The sequence below is a fragment of the Fischerella sp. JS2 genome (assembly GCF_032393985.1).
Lineage (GTDB): Bacteria > Cyanobacteriota > Cyanobacteriia > Cyanobacteriales > Nostocaceae > Fischerella.
In genome coordinates this window covers 2,706,673-2,722,654 of sequence record NZ_CP135918.1, presented here as the reverse complement: position 1 = coordinate 2,722,654, position 15,982 = coordinate 2,706,673, and the positions used below count along the sequence as shown (strand labels likewise).

Below are 15,982 nucleotides of genomic sequence, written 5' to 3'. Positions count from 1 at the left end.
AACTAACCTCTAAATGGCAACAAGATGGTGAAAGTAGTACCTTTACCTTCACCATCGCTAGTTGCTTCGATAGTTCCGCCATGCAATTCTACTAAATGACGAGCGATCGCTAAACCTAATCCTAAACCACCTTGTTTGTAGGATTCTACCTGACGATAACGTTCAAAAATATGAGGTAAAAACTCAGGACTGATACCGATACCTGTGTCAGTAACTGTGATTTGAGCATAGAAGTTAGATGCAGAGAATCTATTCCTCATATTCTCATTATCCGCATTGCCCCTTGTCTCCCTTATCCCCTGATCCCCATGCCTTTTATTTGTGTTTTTTACTACCCTATCTAATCGTATTTCCACCCGCCCTCCTTCAGAAGTGAACTTAATCGCATTAGAAAGCACATTTCCTAAAATTTGCTGCAAGCGATTCGGATCACCAATAATTGGTGGCACTGCATCATCAAGCTTAGACTCTAGATAAATACTTTTGTCATTAGCGCTTGGGTAGACAGTTTCTAATGCTGTCTGGATAATAGTGACAAGATTGACTTGGTATAGCTGCAACTCTAGCTGACCCCGGAGTATGCGGGACATATTCAACAAGTCATCTATAAGTTTTGCTTGAGATAAAGCATTGCGTTCGATAGTTTGCAAAGCACGGATGATAGTTGTTTCATCCTGTTTACGACTTTGTAGCAGTTTCGCCCAACCCAGAATGGCATTGAGAGGAGAACGTAAATCATGAGATACCATAGCCACAAACTCATCTTTAGCACGATTTGCTGCTTCTGCTTCCGCACGAGCAGCTTGCTCAAGTTGATAAAGATGGGCACGTTCTGCTTCTAATTGTTTACGCTCATTTATATCTGTACTTGTACCAAACCATTTTACAATCCGTCCTTGCTCATCCTTTTTGGGCAAAGCTCTTGCTAAAAACCAATGATAGCTTTGGTCATGACAACGGTAGCGCAATTCTACTTCGTACAGTTTTCCTGTATTTAAAGACTGTGTAAATGTTTGCATGACTCGTTGCGTATCTTCTGGATGCACAACTTCCAACCAACCAGATCCAATCCCTTGCTCAACAGCTTGTCCGGTAAATTCATACCATCGTTGATTGAGATATTCACATCCACCGTTCGCATCACAAATCCATACTATTTGTGGTATAGCTTCAGATAAAAACCGATAACGCTCTTCGCTTTCTCGCAATGCTTGTTCTATCTGCTTTTTTTTCGTGACATCCCGCCAAGATGCCACAAAGCCATCTCCCAATTTAGCCACACGGATATCAAAGGCTCTAGTGAATTGGTGTTTACCAAATATATCTGTGTAGATCAGTGATTCTTTCACAAACGGTTTGCCTGTATTTACCACCTGACAATACTGCTCAAACAAGCCATATTTTCTATGCCCAGGTAAAACTTCGCACAAACTTTTACCTAGTTGTTCTTCCTTGCTCATCAAGTTAGATTCACAAGCTGCGGCGTTCAAATAATCTATTCTAAAGTCTAGAATTTCCCCTGCTTCATTCCGAATTGCTGAGTAAATACCGAAACAGTCCAGCATATTTTCAACGGAGGTACGGAAACGTTCTTCACTACGTTGCAACTGCTGGCGTAGTTGGATATTTTCAATCGCAGACTGGATAGTAAAGCGTAAACTCTCTGCTGTGATATCTCCTTTCACCAAGTAGTCTTGAACACCACTTTTCATTGCCTGCACAGCAACAGTTTCATTGCCATGTCCTGTTAACATAATTACAGCTGGCATACTGCCGTTGCTCTGCTGTTTTAATTCTGTGAGAAATTCCAGCCCATCCATATCTGGTAACAAAAAATCCAATAATATACTGTCAGGCTGGAGTTGCTGACACAATTGTAGGGCGCTTTCTCCCGTTTCCTCTTCTAGAATTTGGTAGTGGTGTTGTGGGTCTTGTAACAGATAACGGCGATAGACTGCGCGGTCTTCCGAACAATCATCAATGATCAAAATGATAAACTGTTGTTGCGCCATGACTACCTGCCGATATTATCGGGAAGAACCACAATATCCAACCAATAAGTAAGAAAGTTTTGTAGCGTTTGTTTTAATTTATTAATGTCAATTGGTTTGAGAATATAACTAGCTGCATTATTGCGATAACATATTTCGATATCTCTGGGATTGGAAGAGGTAGTAAATACTATAACAGGAATATCTTTGAGGTTTTGATCCTGCTTAATTTGTTCTAATAATTCTCGCCCATCTGTTCCTGGTAAGTTCAGGTCAAGTAAGATGAGCGAGGGGCGAGGAGCAGTTTTAGGATCGCCGTAGGCTCCTGTGTGGTAAAGATAGTCTAGTGCCTCGTCGCCATCAGCACAACGAAGAATAGGATTTAATACTTCTTGACGGTACATCACTCGCCGTAAAGCTTCAAAATCTTCGTCGCTGTCTTCAATTACAAGTATTAATTGAGTGCTATTGCCAATCATAGAGAAGGATGAAGGATGAAAGATAAAGGCTGAAGTGAGGGTGAAAGCTGTAGATGAACTAGCAGGGCTTTCTGTAGGGTAGGGTGAAGCTGAAGAGCAAAGGGATAAAAACTAAATTATTTAATACTTCATAGTTTATACTTCATCCTTCAGTTTTCATCAAATCATTAAAAAACCTGGTTTCTGGAAGAAACCAGGTTTTTCCTAAATAGACGCACACAAATGAATTTAACCTTTCACACAAATAACCTGCTTGAGTGTAGCTACTACTTCCACTAAATCAGATTGATTTGTCATCACTTCATCTATAGGTTTATAAGCACCTGGTATTTCATCCAAAACACCTGTGTCTTTGCGACATTCTACCCCTTTTGTTTGTTCAATTAAATCATCAAGTGTATAGACATTTTTTGCCTTATTTCTTGATAGTAAACGACCAGCACCATGACTACAAGAACAAAAGCTATTAGCACAACCTTTACCTTTCACAATGAATGATTTTGCCCCCATTGAACCAGGTATAATGCCATAATCTTCTGTTTGGGCACGCACTGCACCTTTACGAGTTACATACACTTCCTCACCAAAATGTACTTCTTGTTCAGCATAATTATGATGGCAATTTACTTCTAGTAAAGGTTTCGTCGCTTTCCCTCCTGCTAAATGCTTTTCGATAATGTGTTTAAAACGTGCCATCATTACATCGCGGTTGAAGCGTGCGTATGCTTGCGCCCACTGTAAATCATGCCAATATGTTTGGAATTCTAGTGTACCAGCCACAAAATGAGCTAAATCTGGATCAGGCAAATTATTACCTGCCATTTTTGCTAATTCTTTTGCCGTATTTATGTGAGACTGTGCTAGCACATTTCCGATATGGCGAGAACCAGAATGTAACATCAACCAAACTTGGTTCTCTGTATCGAGACAAACTTCAATAAAATGATTACCTCCGCCTAGAGAACCCATTTGTCGCATCGCTTTTTCTTGCAAGTTTTGCACCCCTGGATGCAAGTCTTTAAAATCTCGCCAGCTTTGCCAATTTGTTACAGCTTTTTCGACTTCTTTATTTTCGTTAAATCCTGTAGGAATTGCGGCTTCGATATCTAAGCGAATCTTCTTGAGTTTACCTTCTAATTGTTCACCTTTGAATGGTGTTTTGATAGCAGCCATCCCGCAACCAATATCAACACCGACAGCCGCAGGAATAATTGCTTCTTTAGTGGCAATTACAGAACCTACTAACGCACCTTTACCCAAGTGAACATCCGGCATTAATGCTACATGTTTAAATACAAATGGTAGTGATGCTACATTTTTTGCCATCTTGGTTTCTTCTGTTGCCAAAGGATGATTTGCCCAAGATAAAACAGGAGATAATGTAGAAATTTCTAATTTTTCGTAAGGCATATTTTTAAAAATAGTTGGTGGTTAATAATTAATGGTTGTTAGTTGTAGAGATTTTCAGATCCCTAACTTTTTAGTTGGGAACCTTTCCCCTCAGAACTTGTGTGGTTGTGTAGTGTGGTGTCTATGTCATTAGTTTTGATGAGTTGTAAAAGTTCGTAGTCACGGCTTTAGCCCTTAAATTTGAGCGAGCAATTGCTTACTACATTTTGTAGTATATATGTAACACAGGATAATATAAATGTCAATATAATTTCATGAACTACGTAAACCAAAACGGATGAAAAAACTTTCTTTGCTTCAGCATCGCTGTCTACTACCACGCCACATGCTACAACCAGGGCAATGATTGCTGGATGCAAGCTTTGGCGAGCATTGCCCTCGGGAATTTCTAAGGATGCAGTGGCTCCTCTTTCTGCCTTTTTCAGGTCATCTCACCTCTTTTATCAAGCTGGCAAAAATATATTAAAATTTGTAAATAATAATAAATACTAATAAACCTACTTTTAAGTAGCTAGACACAATTAAATGTAACATTCCAACTTTTGAAACTAGGGCTGTTGGGAGTTTTCCCTTTTGCCTCATGCTTAACAGTTCATCAAATTTCAAACATCTTATGACGATTCGTGAAAATACAATCTGGGAGCGGTTTGTGTCGCCTGTAGTACGTCTTTTGATTAATGAAGAAGAGTTACAGAATTATGCCAAAAGTGTGGACTGGGAAAAAGAAAGCGATCGCTTTCGACGTGCTGATGTTACAATGCCTACTTACTACAGCAGCCAAAACTTCCACGGAATCAAAGGTGGATATCTGAACTCTGGTGCGGCGGTGAGCTACGATGCTGTTACCCAATACGTTTTACCACCAAATGAAACTTGGGTTCGCTACAGCTTAATTAATGCGATCAAAGTCGTGCCGCAACGCATAATAGATTTGGGTTGCGGTACAGGATCAACAACATTAATGCTCAAGCAGGCTTTTCCTGATGCCGAAGTTATTGGTTTGGATTTATCTCCTTATATGTTAGTAAGGGCCTCCCACAAAGCCGAAAGTGCTAATTTGCATATACATTGGCGACATGGCAATGCAGAAGATACTAGATTACCAAGTAACTCTTTTGACTTAGTCACAGCAAATTTGTTATTCCACGAAACACCAGCAGCTATTTCTCAGGCAATTCTACGAGAGGCATTTCGCTTATTACGCGTCGGTGGACAAGTGCTGATCTTAGATGGTAATCAAAAGACCCTACGTCAGATAGAATGGCTCAATGATGTATTTGAAGAGCCTTATATTCGTGAGTATGCAAATGGCAGTGTGGATGCGTGGATGGGTGCAGCAGGATTTGCAGGAGTACAAACTCAGGATGTGTGGTGGACAAATCAGGTGACTAGCGGTATCAAACCGATTTCCACAACAGGAGAAACTGTGCAAAAGATGCAACAGTATACTCCGGCATCACCAGATAGCATACTAGACAACAACGACTTACAGGGTTTTCCGTCTCCAGCTTTTGATACAACGGCATGACTTTAAAGGCAGTTCTGTTTGATTTTAATGGCGTCATCATCAATGATGAGTCCATCCACCTACAATTAATTGATGAGATTCTCATTCAAGAAAACCTCCAACCTCAACGAAGTGATGAACGTCAAGCTTCTCTGGGACGAAGCGATCGCGCCTGTTTTCATGATTTACTCACTCGTCGCGGTAGAGTTGTGACACAAGAGTACTTAACTCGACTGTTAATCAAGAAAGCAGAACTATATGCTTTGGAATTAGAAAAGCTGGAAAAGTTGCCTTTATATTCTGGTTTAGATGACTTGATATTTCAGGTGCGATCGCGCAACTTAAACATAGCACTAGTTAGTGGTGCAATTCGTAAAGAAATAGAACTTGTTCTGGAACGTGCCAAGCTAACTGAATACTTTCCTGTGATTATAGCTGGAGATGACATCATCACCAGTAAACCAGAACCTGATGGTTACTTGTTAGCAGTAGAACGCCTTAACCAAGCTTATGCAGATTTGGATTTACAACCAAATGAGTGTTTGGCAATTGAAGATACTCCAGCTGGTATCCAAGCAGCAAAACGCGCCGGGATGCAAGTTGTGGGTGTAGCAAATACTTACCCATTTCACATGCTTCAACGTCTAGCAAACTGGACTGTAGATTATCTAACTGATTTAGAACTAGAACGTGTACAGGAAGTATATTTAAAAAACCAGTGCCAACCAACCGCAGGTGAATGTTAATATAGGAAATTGTTAGTAGTTAGTAGTTAGTGGTAAACAACTAACCACTAACCAATAACTATTTGGGGAATTAGCTCAGCTGGTAGAGCGCTGCGATCGCACCGCAGAGGTCAGGGGTTCGAGTCTCCTATTCTCCATTCACTACAAAAACCGATTACAGTTCGCGATCGCAAGCACGGTTTTAAAGTCCTGTTGGGCTTGGGCAATTAAACACAAGCTACTTCCCGAAAGTAATCCTTGGACGGAAACACTAACAGGACTAAAGGTTCCTAAAAAATCTCGTCCCAAACCTTTTACAAAAGAAGAATGCGAAGTAATTCTCGAAGGTTTTCGCAACCACGAATACTACAGTTGCTGACGAAATTTATAAAGATTTTGAGCCAACCCATGCGGCTGTAGTGGAAGCACTGGGAAGATTAGCAGATCCTGCCTGGGAGTCTCACATCCAAGCAGGAACGAATACTGGCTTTCTTGGAAAATGAGTATAACTTGTAGTTAATTATCAAACCTTTAGAATTGGGTTGCGGTGAGTCATAAGTATTAGAGGTCTAATTCTGCACTTTTGTGGCGCTTTAAATAATTCACTTTAGACTTAAGTATGCAATCTTGCCGTTGGGAGTTACTCAACTCAGAAACATTAGCAGATTGGCTCTTGTGGGCGACATTGTGGCTGTGGGAATCTGACGTATACATAGATAAGTTTTGAGGATGATTTTGAATTTTGGCAATCAACGTATTCATTGACGTTTGCTTGTCTTCTTGGTTGTTAGTTGTAGCACGTTGGACTAAAGCCAAAACATCCCGTTCCAAATCAAAATCGATACCCCGTGCCAAAAGTCCTTTGAGAGTGCAAGCCTTTCCATTTCTACCTAATTTCCCTGCCTAGAAAGTTACCCCAAACATAACAACAGAATTCTCGCACGTGATTTTTGTTTGAATTCTCACATTTTTATTTTTATTAAAAATTAATTTTTCTTATCAGTTCTATGTGTTGCTCATCTGAGCTAACTTCTGCCACTGCTTCTGAATTAATTCTATATATTCTCAATAGCTCTGTGAAGCCATACTTTTCGCTTAGTTTCTATATGCTATTGATGTTTTGTTGAGGTGTGTATCAAAGTACAGTAATCTCGTAATGTGGAACGTATGGCGTCCACAACAGTATCACATTGATGGAAAAAATCTAGATGCGTTTGCCTTGGCGACGATACAGCCCTTTAAAAGGCTCAATAGAGCAAAAACTTTTTAGCGCGGGGGTATTGAAGGGTAATTCAACAGTAAAAATGCTACCTTTACCTAATTCGTTTTGTACTTTCAAATTGCCTTGGTGTGCCTGAACAATTGCCATAGCAATAGCTAATCCCAATCCAGAACCACCAGTACTACGGGACGTGCAAAGTTCCTGCTACAGACTCTAGTTCTCGGTCTAAGGCTATCCAATGGGCATGAGATACTGCTTTGTAGAGACCGAATCCAGACAGACTTAAAATAAAAGCCATAACTAGCGCATACTACAGCGCTAAACGAACACGAGTCAGATTAAACAGTTTATTTTGATTCATCGGTAAGATTTAGACGATACCCCATACCATGTAAGGTTTCAATTGGGTTTGTGCAGCCACTATTTGCTAACTTACGGCGTAGCAAACGCACTTGAGCTGCTACCACATTACTAGCAGGTTCTGCACTCACTTCCCAAAGTTGATTGCGAATTTGTTCTGTGGTAACAATTTGATTTGGGTGCTTCATAAAATACTCTAGTAGTTGGAATTCCTTATTAGTAAGGGGAATTACTTGTTTGCCTCCACAAGCGTTTTGACTCACAATGGCACTACTGCTGTAATCTAGACTCAGGTTGCCAACAGTTAATTCCTTTGGTTGGAAGTGAGGCGATCGCCTCTGTAATGCCCGTAACCGCGCTAACAATTCCGCCATGCCAAACGGCTTTACTAAGTAGTCATCTGCACCCGCATCCAACCCTGCAACTTTGTCTTCCATCCTATCCTTAGCTGTTAGCATCAACACAGGTAGAGGATTGTTGTTCTTCCGTAATCTTTGGCACAACTCTAAGCCTGACATTCCTGGCAGCATCCAATCAAGAATAGCTAGTGTATAGTGCGTCCAACGATTTTCTAAATATGCCCAAGCCTCAGTACCGTCCGTAACCCAATCAACTACGTACTTTTGTTGATTTAAAGTTCGCTTAATTGCAGCACCTAAATCCGGTTCATCTTCGACTAACAGCACCCGCATAAACAATTCATCGTTATTTAGAGATTTGTAGCAAATTTGTGAAGCAAGCATAATTAGTAACAGGATTATACCTTTAAAAATAGGTTGACAGAGGTTTATGAAATTAAAATGAAATTTTTAGGCTTTAAATAAAACTTAAGACTTAAATTCACAAGATTTTAACGTAAGTGAAAGTGTTGCCAGGAGATAATTAATCAAGAAAAAACTCAGTAGACTCGCTTGCTGCAATTTGGAGTGAGGTTAATTAGAGGAGTTATAAAAAGTAATTTTTTGCAAGGAGTCTATTGAGCTAATTCTTAGCTTGGCAGATAAAAATGAAATCAGAATGAAATTTTGCTGAGGCTGGATATTTTTTTACATTCAATTATTTATTTATATTAATTTTTGATAATCTCTACACTACAAAAATTCTCCTTGTCAACGCCTTGATTAAGGAAAGATAAAAAACTGTTATTCTTTGCTAAGAATGTCAAAAATATAGACTAAATTTAGTCCACATTCTTAATTAGTACAAAGTGGATAAATTTATTAACTAAAGTTATTGACATTAATAATAGAGGTGAAACTGAGCTACACCTATAGGTATTTCTGCATCACTACCAACAAATTTTGCCGATAGCTGATAGATATAACCATTGCCTACAAGTCGTCTTTTGACATTCTTTAGTTCAACATTAAACTTGGTGTTAGGAGCAACTGGTTCAGCAAAAGCTATTTGTATGTTTCTATCATTGACAGAAATATTTGCATTAATTTTTTGCTCTTTTTCATCCACAATCTTGATATTTTTGATATCACTACTGATAGTTATGGTATTAGGAAAATTAATACTTAGTTCGGTAAGAGCTTTGCTATTTTTAGGAACATGGATCTGAATAGTATGTTTAACAATCCGCCAGCGTGTAGGCGGAAATTGTTCATTTCCGTCAATATGAGGAACTTTACCATTATCTGTATTAGCTGTATTAGCAGTTGCATAACTAGGAGATAACAGAGCTATGCTAGCCAGAGCTAAAGTAGTGGTATATATCAGTAATTTCTTCATATTTAATTTCCGATAAATCAACTATGTCAACTAAAGCTTAAGTAAAAGAGTTAAAGCTGAGGTTCATACTTTTTGAATTAACCTGATACTGACTGAAGCATCACAAATTTGTAGAAAAACCATAATAAGCTTATCCCCTTAATTCAGCAATTAATTAGGGGAAGTTAGATAGCCTATTTACTGTTAGCAGTTTTAAGCTGCTAGTAAAGTTATTGCCAACAGAGATATGATCCTCCTATTTACCAGTTTGGCAATTGTTAATGAAATCAAGATGAAATTTTAGATGGATTTTTAAGATAGTTGTCAAGCTTTGTAAATTAAAGATTTGGGAACTGAGCTACACCTACAGGAATCTCTTTATTGTTACCAATGACCTTAACCGAGAGGTGATATATAGAAGCAGAACCAAAAATTGGTTGTTTGACTTCGTTTAGGTTGATAAAGAGCTTAGTATTAGAAGTAACTGGCTGAGGAAAATCTATGATAATCCTTCTGCCATCGGCAGAGACATTAATTTTAAATTTTTCACCTTGCTCGTCTAAAACCTCAATGTCATTACTCACAGCTACCGTGGATGGAGTGTCAATAATTAGCTGGGAAAGAGCGTTGCTATTTTTAGGAATGTGTAACTGGAATGTCTGTTTAACAAGCCGCCAGCCAGTAGGAGTAGATTGCAAATTATTGTCAATATTAGCAACCTTATTATTATCTGTTTTCGCAGTTGCATAGCCAACAGAAATTAAAGCTGTAATAGCCACACTACATACAGCAGTATAAAATAATATTCTCTTCATCTTGACCGTTAAATTAACAAACTATCTCAACTAAATTTCAGGTTTAACTTTGGTGAATAAACCTCTACAAAAACAGTTTGAATGGTCACTATGAAATCAAGATGAAATAATCAGCTTGGAAAAAGAAATTTAAGATTGCAATGTATAAAGCATAAAAAATCCTGTTTTTTCAGGAAAAAGGGTATGGAGTTTTGGATAAACAGCTTTTTCCTCACCTATTGTACTTATTACCTTAGTCAAAAGCACATCGCTCAGCCCTAAAATGGCTGAAAGGCAGTTGTAGCTTGTGTTCTCAGCCCGAAGGGCAAGGCAGAAGGGCTGATAAGGTTTCAAACTTTCGGTGGTTGGTTGCTGACAGTATCTTGTAAGTTGAAAATTACATGAACTTCTTGTCCAGCTTTGAGTGTTGGTTGAGATAACTTGAGATTAGCCTTAGTATTACCAAAAGTCTTTGTAGTAGATAAATCAATTGTGGATGCACCTGGACTTTTACCTGGAACTTGTGCTTTCAACACCGAAACTTGTTCTGCTTTTCCAGCTACTTTGTAATCGCTGAAAAGGCTGTAACCCCCTGGATGGAGAAAATTAGCTTGAACCTCAAAGCGTCCATTTACTTTATATGTGGGATGGATATGATTGAAAGATTGGAGATCATCACTTACAACAATTAGATGCATTAATTGTTCTTGGAATTTGTCAAAATTAGCAATAGTTTTACCATTTTTTTTCACTTCAATCATTATAGGTACAGAAGTGTTGGGAGTAATTTTGGTGGGGAGGGTAAGCTTTGCAGTAGCGATCGCTGGTTCTAACTTGGAATGACCAGAATGTCTATCATAGGAATTCCCCATGTTATGACCGCTATTGAGAATTCTCCTTTGCCTGTGGTGTTTTAGAATCCTCCATATTGTGATCCGTATGGGGATTTGCATTACTTACGGTGGTAGCATTAGAGTCTGGTGTTTCACTCCTATTTACTTGTGAGGCGCAAGCTTGAGTGATAACAAGAGTTGAAGTGATGGCAAGTGTAGTAATAAACTGCTTCATTTTTTCTCCAAAAAGCTTCTTAGGGCATTCTTTCACAGGAAGCAGTTACCGATTAAAACTAAACCGACCGTTAACCTTTTCACCTCCAATATCAGCAGTAACTTTCACTTGATACTGACCGATAGCTTTTTCAGAAAGTGTCGCCGTGTAGTGTTTATCACTGGCATCATAAGTCAGAGGTATTGTTTTCTGCTTGCCATCGGGCAGTTGAACATCAGCCGTCACTTTTGCGTTAGGAACTGCTTGGTGATTATCGCCTTTTTGCAAATATAAATCCATGTGAGTTGCATTAGCCTCTTTTTCGGGTACAAACTCTAAGTGATAGGCCCCTGTCTCTACAACTTGACCTCCATGAGATTCTCCATGCTGCCCTTCTGTTTTAATAGCAGGTGAAGCTGAAGTATTAGTACTTGATATAGAAGACGGATTATTTGTAGAAGAGGATGGATTATTTTCTGTATTTCCTGCTTGATTACTATTACTACAAGCTCCTAAAAATAGTATTCCTGTACTTGCTAAAACTACAAAGCTTTTTTTTAATGATTTCATCGGTTTACTCCTCATTGATTATTGATAATTGAGAAATAAATGTTAGAAAATGGTAGAAAAACATCCCCATCCATAGAACCTTCAACTATGGAATTGAGCATTTTTTAAACCCTCAAGGGATATTGCTGCTCATCTAGTTGAGATAAGCAGTGTGTTAACGATTCAGCACTGTATTTAATTTCCCAGATGAAGATGAAATCAGGATGAAATATTTTGAACAACTCAGCCTTGCCTAGTTAGCTTTAATCTTCTGTACTAGCGATTCAAAAAATTTTGAAAGTCGCTTTGGTAAGGAGTTAGCTTTTTTTAGTTGAGAGGAAGTTCAGTGGTTGACCTACACCGACAGCTTGAAGTTGCTCTCGACTCGGTTTACCAGTCAGGACAAGTGTTCAATTGATGGCGATCCCAGGAACTGCATTTACTCCATACTGCTGGGCTTTTGAGCGCTCTGAATTATTTGGTACAATTACAGGGCCCCATTGATAGTCTGGTTTAGCTTCAAGATAATTCTCTTTTAAAAGCGAATCATTAATATAAACTAGTCAATTCTTAACTTCAACCGTTTCCCCTGGTAAGCCAATTACACGTTTAATAAAAGCTTCGTGATAGTTTTATAACGTAGTATTTTTGTCGGATTAAAAACTACAATATCACCCCGTTGAGGTGAGATAAAATCATAGCTATTTTTATCAATAATTAAGCAGTCATTAATTTGAAGTGTTGGTTCCATTGAGCTAGAGGGTATATAACGGGCTTCAGCAACAAATGTGCGAATGCTAAAAGCGAGAACCAAGCTTAAACCAATTGTTTTAATTGTTTCAAATAAAATATTTTCATTCTTTGACGAGTGTAATTTTTATTGACGAATATTAGACATAGTGCTGATAATAAATAACAAGTATTAGACAGAGATAAATCCTAAGAGTTATTAGTGAGGAAATGTGTTGGTGTTAGCTTTAGCCATAAAGTAAGTCTTTAGGAGTAAAAATTTAAGAATTTCAGTCTAAAGTATTTATAGCTTTTAATTCCTGTAATCTCGGTTTGCAATTTCACATTAAGGGGTAAAAGTTAAGAAATCGGAAAGATTTCTCTATTGGTGAGCAGATGTGCTTAATTCAGCTAAAACTGATATTTTTTAAGTTAAGAGCTTGATGTTGCAGGATTTTGTCAAAGAGTTGAAAAAGTGATGTCTATCCAAATTAAATAACTACAATCACGCATTTAGTAGGCGTACTCAATCTTTATGAAAAATATCAGGTTCTATTTAACATGACTTCACTTCCTTGGTTTTTAGAAATATTGGTTGGAGTCGGCATGGGTTTGTGTTCTGGGCTGTTTGGTTTAGGCGGGAGTTCAATTGGTACGCCCATTCTACGGCTGTTAGGGCTACCAGCTTTAATTGCTCTGGCTAGTCCACTTCCACTTACATTACCAAGCGCAATCGGAGGCGCGATCGCCTATCGAAAGGAACACCTCATTTACTGGCGTATTGCTTTATTAACAAGTCTTTGGGGATTCCCTGGTGTGTTACTAGGAGCTTGGATTACTGAATTTCTTCCAGGGACAATCCTGATGCTTTTAACGGCAGGGTTTATCCTGTCCGTAGGAGTTTACGGTTTAAGTGGACTGCGAAATCGCAGCTTACCTGAAACGAAAGCACAGTTGCATGAAAGAATCATTCCCTATTGGTCGCCCCTGTTGGGATTAATCAATGGCTTGCTTGCCAATGGTGGCGGACTTTTGTTAGTCCCTCTCTATCAATTGGGTATTGGGTTGGGGTTACGAACAGCTCTAGCAACCTCCTTGGCAACCGTTACACTAATGGCAGCCCCCGCCACAATTATCCATGCTTTTTTGGGACATATTGACTGGGAGTTGACAGGTTGGCTAGCTGTGGGAGTTTTTCCATCTACCTATTTGGGAAGCCAATTTGCCCTCCATTTGCCAGGTCTAATTTTGAGTCGCTTGTACAGTATCTTTTTAATTGCCCTATCAATTTACTTTGGTTACACGGAGATTGCTAGTGTCATTAAGTAAATAAAATTATGTTGATATAGCCCTCAATCAGCATATCTGATTTAATTAGCATGGATGAGGTTGCCTAAATCAATACTGATTATCATCTCATCATTTCAATATGGGTTTTATCAAACGCAAGTAGTTTCAAATATTTATTATATCAAGTTCGCATGATTACTTACAATTCCCTTTTACCTCACCCCGCCTTCGGCACCCCTGTTCTTGCTAAGGAGAGGGGATGGGGGGTCCCTCTGGGGAACTCGGGGGCCCCACTCCCCTAAGGGAGTGGGGATTAGGGGTGAAGGGGCTGTTCTTGTGAGGTTTTTTATTCTAAGTGATTAACCGAACTTGATATTAGTGGGCTTTTCCTCCTGTACGCAATTGAAAAAATGCTCGTAGCAACCAATAACCTTAACTTTGTTCCTAGCGTCATTTTGCTTGGGTCTTTTTTAATACCTATTACCTTCGTAACTTACCTCTACGAGACTCTATCAAGCTGGGAAGTGTCTTTTCCAGCAATGGCTACTTGTTTGCTGTGGGGAGGAGCAGTAGGAACACTTGTAGCAGGAACCCTTGAGTACAACGTTCTAGAAACCCCAGTGTTTCTAGCAATGCCTGGCGTGGGATTAATTGAGGAAAGTGCTAAGTTAATTTTCCCTTTAGGATTTTATCTTAAAGGTCACCTGCGTTCTGAGGCAACGGGAATACTTTTAGGAACTGCTTCTGCAATGGGTTTTGCTGCACTGGAAACAATGGGTTATGCCTTCGTTACACTTTTGCGATCGCAGGGGAATCTACTTGTCCTTGATGGGGTCTTATTTGCTCGCCGACTGTTATCTCCTGCTGGACACGCAGCTTGGACTGGGCTGGTCTGCGCCGTACTGTCGAGAGAATGAGAGAAAGCAGGACGTGCGGTAAATTGGCAGGTATTACGAGCTTTTTTAACAGCTGTTTTACTCCATGCTTTGTGGGATATATTTAATAGTCTCAGAGGTGCTACATTTATCACATTTTTTCATCTGGAGTTGTTGAGTTTGCTTGTTGCTTACACTAGTATAAAACTTTTGAATAGAAGGATTAGTGAGGCAAAATCTGCTCAGATTAGATAAGTTAAGTTTGGTGTTTTTTGTTTAGGTAATGGTTGCAGCTTAAACAGAGTCTGTTTGAGGTATCGATTGCAATTTATCACAAGCTCATTTGAGCAACACACTATAAACTGGCTCTCCGCCTAACAAGTGAGCTACAATTAAACCTCTTGCAATCCGTAGAACACCCAGTGAAATGCCAAAGAAATTGAGGATTAGCTTACCTGCAAGTAAAAAAGTAGCCAATACCAAAATGACATTCAATGCAGTCTTTTGCGCTTAGCGAGTTTGAATGTGACTCTAACATATTCAATTTCTTTCTAGGGCAATATATTTTTAGCTTTAATTGTACTTGTTATTAGCTTCAACCAATACTATTTATCTTCCATTTTGGCAATTGATTTAGTATAAACGGTTCTTCAAAAAGAAATATACCATCAAATTATTATTAGTTTCCTAAAAAATTACACTTTTTAAACTTAATTTGTCTGGGATGGATATTAAATAAAATTAATTATCAATTAGACGGGCAGATATTTCTGATAACTTACATTCTATAAGTTGTAACTGTTCCTGATGTGCTTTCAAAAGTTGTATAATCTCAACAATTTCATCTTCCCGTAACAGATTCATTTTATCGTGTAGCAATTCAATTTCTAATTCCGCTTTTTTATTTACTTCATAGTCATATTTCGCATCCTGGCGATCAATGATAGCTTGACGATTCTGACTCATCATAATGATGGGTGCAGTGTAAGCTGCCTGAAAGGATAACATTAGGTTAAGTAAGATAAACGGATAAGGATCCCAATGCTTGACGTAGGCTGTAACGTTAAGAATAATCCACAGTATGAGCAAGGCACTTTGAATGATAATAAATCGCCAAGAACCGACGGTATCAGCTACTATATCAGCCAACCTATCGCCCAGATTTACCGGAGACTTTGGTGGATTTAGTGCAGGTTTGCGTTCCCGTAGACGCTGTAATAGTCTATATTCTTCTGCACTAACACGGGCGCGTAAAGGTTTTTTTTGCATGATAGATAGTTGTGGTTTC

At 38.8% G+C, this 15,982-nt stretch carries 17 protein-coding genes, 1 tRNA gene and 2 pseudogenes; 5 read left to right on the top strand and 15 right to left on the bottom strand.

The window, feature by feature from the left end; all coding sequences use genetic code 11:
• Positions 1-2 precede the first annotated feature (2 nt).
• The 3 genes from RS893_RS11385 to RS893_RS11375 form a co-directional block, all read right to left on the bottom strand.
• Complete coding sequence (locus tag RS893_RS11385) at positions 3-2,012, bottom strand: hybrid sensor histidine kinase/response regulator (protein ID WP_315791265.1); 2,010 nt, start codon at positions 2,010-2,012, stop codon at positions 3-5.
• Positions 2,013-2,014: 2 nt separating this feature from the next.
• Positions 2,015-2,470, bottom strand: a complete 456-nt coding sequence (locus tag RS893_RS11380) for a response regulator (RefSeq protein WP_315791264.1) — start codon at positions 2,468-2,470, stop codon at positions 2,015-2,017.
• A gap of 228 nt (positions 2,471-2,698) precedes the next feature.
• Complete coding sequence (locus RS893_RS11375) at positions 2,699-3,880, bottom strand: RtcB family protein (protein ID WP_315791263.1); 1,182 nt, start codon at positions 3,878-3,880, stop codon at positions 2,699-2,701.
• 613 nt (positions 3,881-4,493) lie between these two features.
• On the opposite strand from RS893_RS11375, the gene RS893_RS11370 reads away from it, so the two are divergent.
• The 3 genes from RS893_RS11370 to RS893_RS11360 all read left to right on the top strand — a co-directional run bounded on the left by RS893_RS11370 (position 4,494) and on the right by RS893_RS11360 (position 6,270).
• Positions 4,494-5,408, top strand: coding sequence for a class I SAM-dependent methyltransferase (locus RS893_RS11370; protein WP_315791262.1), 915 nt, complete (start codon positions 4,494-4,496; stop codon positions 5,406-5,408).
• Positions 5,405-6,133, top strand: a complete 729-nt coding sequence (locus tag RS893_RS11365; RefSeq protein ID WP_315791261.1) for an HAD family phosphatase — start codon at positions 5,405-5,407, stop codon at positions 6,131-6,133. The genes RS893_RS11370 and RS893_RS11365 overlap by 4 nt, the downstream gene beginning before the upstream one ends.
• Positions 6,134-6,197: 64 nt before the next feature.
• Positions 6,198-6,270, top strand: a tRNA-Ala gene (locus tag RS893_RS11360).
• Positions 6,271-6,274: 4 nt separating this feature from the next.
• On the opposite strand, the gene RS893_RS11355 is transcribed toward RS893_RS11360, so the two are convergent.
• The 10 genes and pseudogenes from RS893_RS11355 to lepB all read right to left on the bottom strand — a co-directional run.
• Positions 6,275-6,469: a hypothetical protein gene (locus tag RS893_RS11355; RefSeq protein ID WP_315791260.1), complete on the bottom strand. Its 195-nt coding sequence runs from the start codon at positions 6,467-6,469 to the stop codon at positions 6,275-6,277.
• Between the two features lie 204 nt (positions 6,470-6,673).
• Complete coding sequence (locus RS893_RS11350) at positions 6,674-6,967, bottom strand: hypothetical protein (protein ID WP_315791259.1); 294 nt, start codon at positions 6,965-6,967, stop codon at positions 6,674-6,676.
• A gap of 349 nt (positions 6,968-7,316) precedes the next feature.
• Positions 7,317-7,481 carry a hypothetical protein gene (locus tag RS893_RS11345; RefSeq protein ID WP_315791258.1) on the bottom strand — a complete coding sequence of 55 codons (165 nt, stop codon included), beginning with the start codon at positions 7,479-7,481 and terminating at the stop codon, positions 7,317-7,319.
• A 43-nt stretch (positions 7,482-7,524) separates the two neighbouring features.
• Positions 7,525-7,695 (bottom strand): annotated as a pseudogene (locus RS893_RS11340) (two-component system sensor histidine kinase RppB); the annotation flags it as partial.
• Entirely contained in the window at positions 7,682-8,386 is a 705-nt protein-coding gene (rppA, locus tag RS893_RS11335; RefSeq protein ID WP_315791940.1) for a two-component system response regulator RppA, read from the bottom strand. The gene rppA and the pseudogene RS893_RS11340, both read right to left, overlap by 14 nt.
• Before the next feature lie 547 nt (positions 8,387-8,933).
• Positions 8,934-9,431, bottom strand: coding sequence for a DUF2808 domain-containing protein (locus tag RS893_RS11330; protein WP_315791257.1), 498 nt, complete (start codon positions 9,429-9,431; stop codon positions 8,934-8,936).
• Positions 9,432-9,748: 317 nt separating this feature from the next.
• Positions 9,749-10,225, bottom strand: a complete 477-nt coding sequence (locus RS893_RS11325) for a DUF2808 domain-containing protein (RefSeq protein ID WP_315791256.1) — start codon at positions 10,223-10,225, stop codon at positions 9,749-9,751.
• Between the two features lie 329 nt (positions 10,226-10,554).
• The gene (locus RS893_RS11320; RefSeq protein WP_315791255.1) at positions 10,555-11,076 is read right to left on the bottom strand and encodes a hypothetical protein; all 522 of its coding nucleotides are present in this window, start codon (positions 11,074-11,076) and stop codon (positions 10,555-10,557) included.
• 241 nt (positions 11,077-11,317) lie between these two features.
• Complete coding sequence (locus RS893_RS11315; protein ID WP_315791254.1) at positions 11,318-11,821, bottom strand: hypothetical protein; 504 nt, start codon at positions 11,819-11,821, stop codon at positions 11,318-11,320.
• Positions 11,822-12,366: 545 nt separating this feature from the next.
• Positions 12,367-12,650, bottom strand: a pseudogene (gene lepB, locus RS893_RS11310) (signal peptidase I); the annotation flags it as partial.
• A 440-nt stretch (positions 12,651-13,090) separates the two neighbouring features.
• Here lepB and RS893_RS11305 point away from each other — a divergent pair.
• The gene (locus RS893_RS11305) at positions 13,091-13,858 is read left to right on the top strand and encodes a sulfite exporter TauE/SafE family protein (protein ID WP_315791253.1); all 768 of its coding nucleotides are present in this window, start codon (positions 13,091-13,093) and stop codon (positions 13,856-13,858) included.
• Positions 13,859-14,229: 371 nt separating this feature from the next.
• A complete protein-coding gene (locus RS893_RS11300; protein WP_315791252.1) occupies positions 14,230-14,736 on the top strand; it encodes a PrsW family glutamic-type intramembrane protease in 507 nt (168 codons plus the stop codon).
• Positions 14,737-15,033: 297 nt separating this feature from the next.
• Here the strand turns inward: RS893_RS11300 and RS893_RS30280 are convergent, their stop codons facing one another.
• Both RS893_RS30280 and RS893_RS11295 read right to left on the bottom strand, forming a co-directional pair.
• A complete protein-coding gene (locus RS893_RS30280) occupies positions 15,034-15,189 on the bottom strand; it encodes a MarC family protein (RefSeq protein WP_396336442.1) in 156 nt (51 codons plus the stop codon).
• Positions 15,190-15,435: 246 nt separating this feature from the next.
• Complete coding sequence (locus RS893_RS11295; protein ID WP_315791251.1) at positions 15,436-15,963, bottom strand: DUF1003 domain-containing protein; 528 nt, start codon at positions 15,961-15,963, stop codon at positions 15,436-15,438.
• Between the last annotated feature and the right edge of the window lie 19 nt (positions 15,964-15,982).

Coding starts and splice junctions, on each gene's coding strand:
- RS893_RS11385 (WP_315791265.1), bottom strand. CDS start 2,012: ATGGCGCAACAACAGTTTATCATTTTGATCATTGATGATTGTTCGGAA.
- RS893_RS11380 (WP_315791264.1), bottom strand. CDS start 2,470: ATGATTGGCAATAGCACTCAATTAATACTTGTAATTGAAGACAGCGAC.
- RS893_RS11375 (WP_315791263.1), bottom strand. CDS start 3,880: ATGCCTTACGAAAAATTAGAAATTTCTACATTATCTCCTGTTTTATCT.
- RS893_RS11370 (WP_315791262.1), top strand. CDS start 4,494: ATGACGATTCGTGAAAATACAATCTGGGAGCGGTTTGTGTCGCCTGTA.
- RS893_RS11365 (WP_315791261.1), top strand. CDS start 5,405: ATGACTTTAAAGGCAGTTCTGTTTGATTTTAATGGCGTCATCATCAAT.
- RS893_RS11345 (WP_315791258.1), bottom strand. CDS start 7,481: ATGGCAATTGTTCAGGCACACCAAGGCAATTTGAAAGTACAAAACGAA.
- rppA (WP_315791940.1), bottom strand. CDS start 8,386: ATGCGGGTGCTGTTAGTCGAAGATGAACCGGATTTAGGTGCTGCAATT.
- RS893_RS11330 (WP_315791257.1), bottom strand. CDS start 9,431: ATGAAGAAATTACTGATATATACCACTACTTTAGCTCTGGCTAGCATA.
- RS893_RS11325 (WP_315791256.1), bottom strand. CDS start 10,225: ATGAAGAGAATATTATTTTATACTGCTGTATGTAGTGTGGCTATTACA.
- RS893_RS11320 (WP_315791255.1), bottom strand. CDS start 11,076: ATGGGGAATTCCTATGATAGACATTCTGGTCATTCCAAGTTAGAACCA.
- RS893_RS11315 (WP_315791254.1), bottom strand. CDS start 11,821: ATGAAATCATTAAAAAAAAGCTTTGTAGTTTTAGCAAGTACAGGAATA.
- RS893_RS11305 (WP_315791253.1), top strand. CDS start 13,091: ATGACTTCACTTCCTTGGTTTTTAGAAATATTGGTTGGAGTCGGCATG.
- RS893_RS11300 (WP_315791252.1), top strand. CDS start 14,230: ATGCTCGTAGCAACCAATAACCTTAACTTTGTTCCTAGCGTCATTTTG.
- RS893_RS11295 (WP_315791251.1), bottom strand. CDS start 15,963: ATGCAAAAAAAACCTTTACGCGCCCGTGTTAGTGCAGAAGAATATAGA.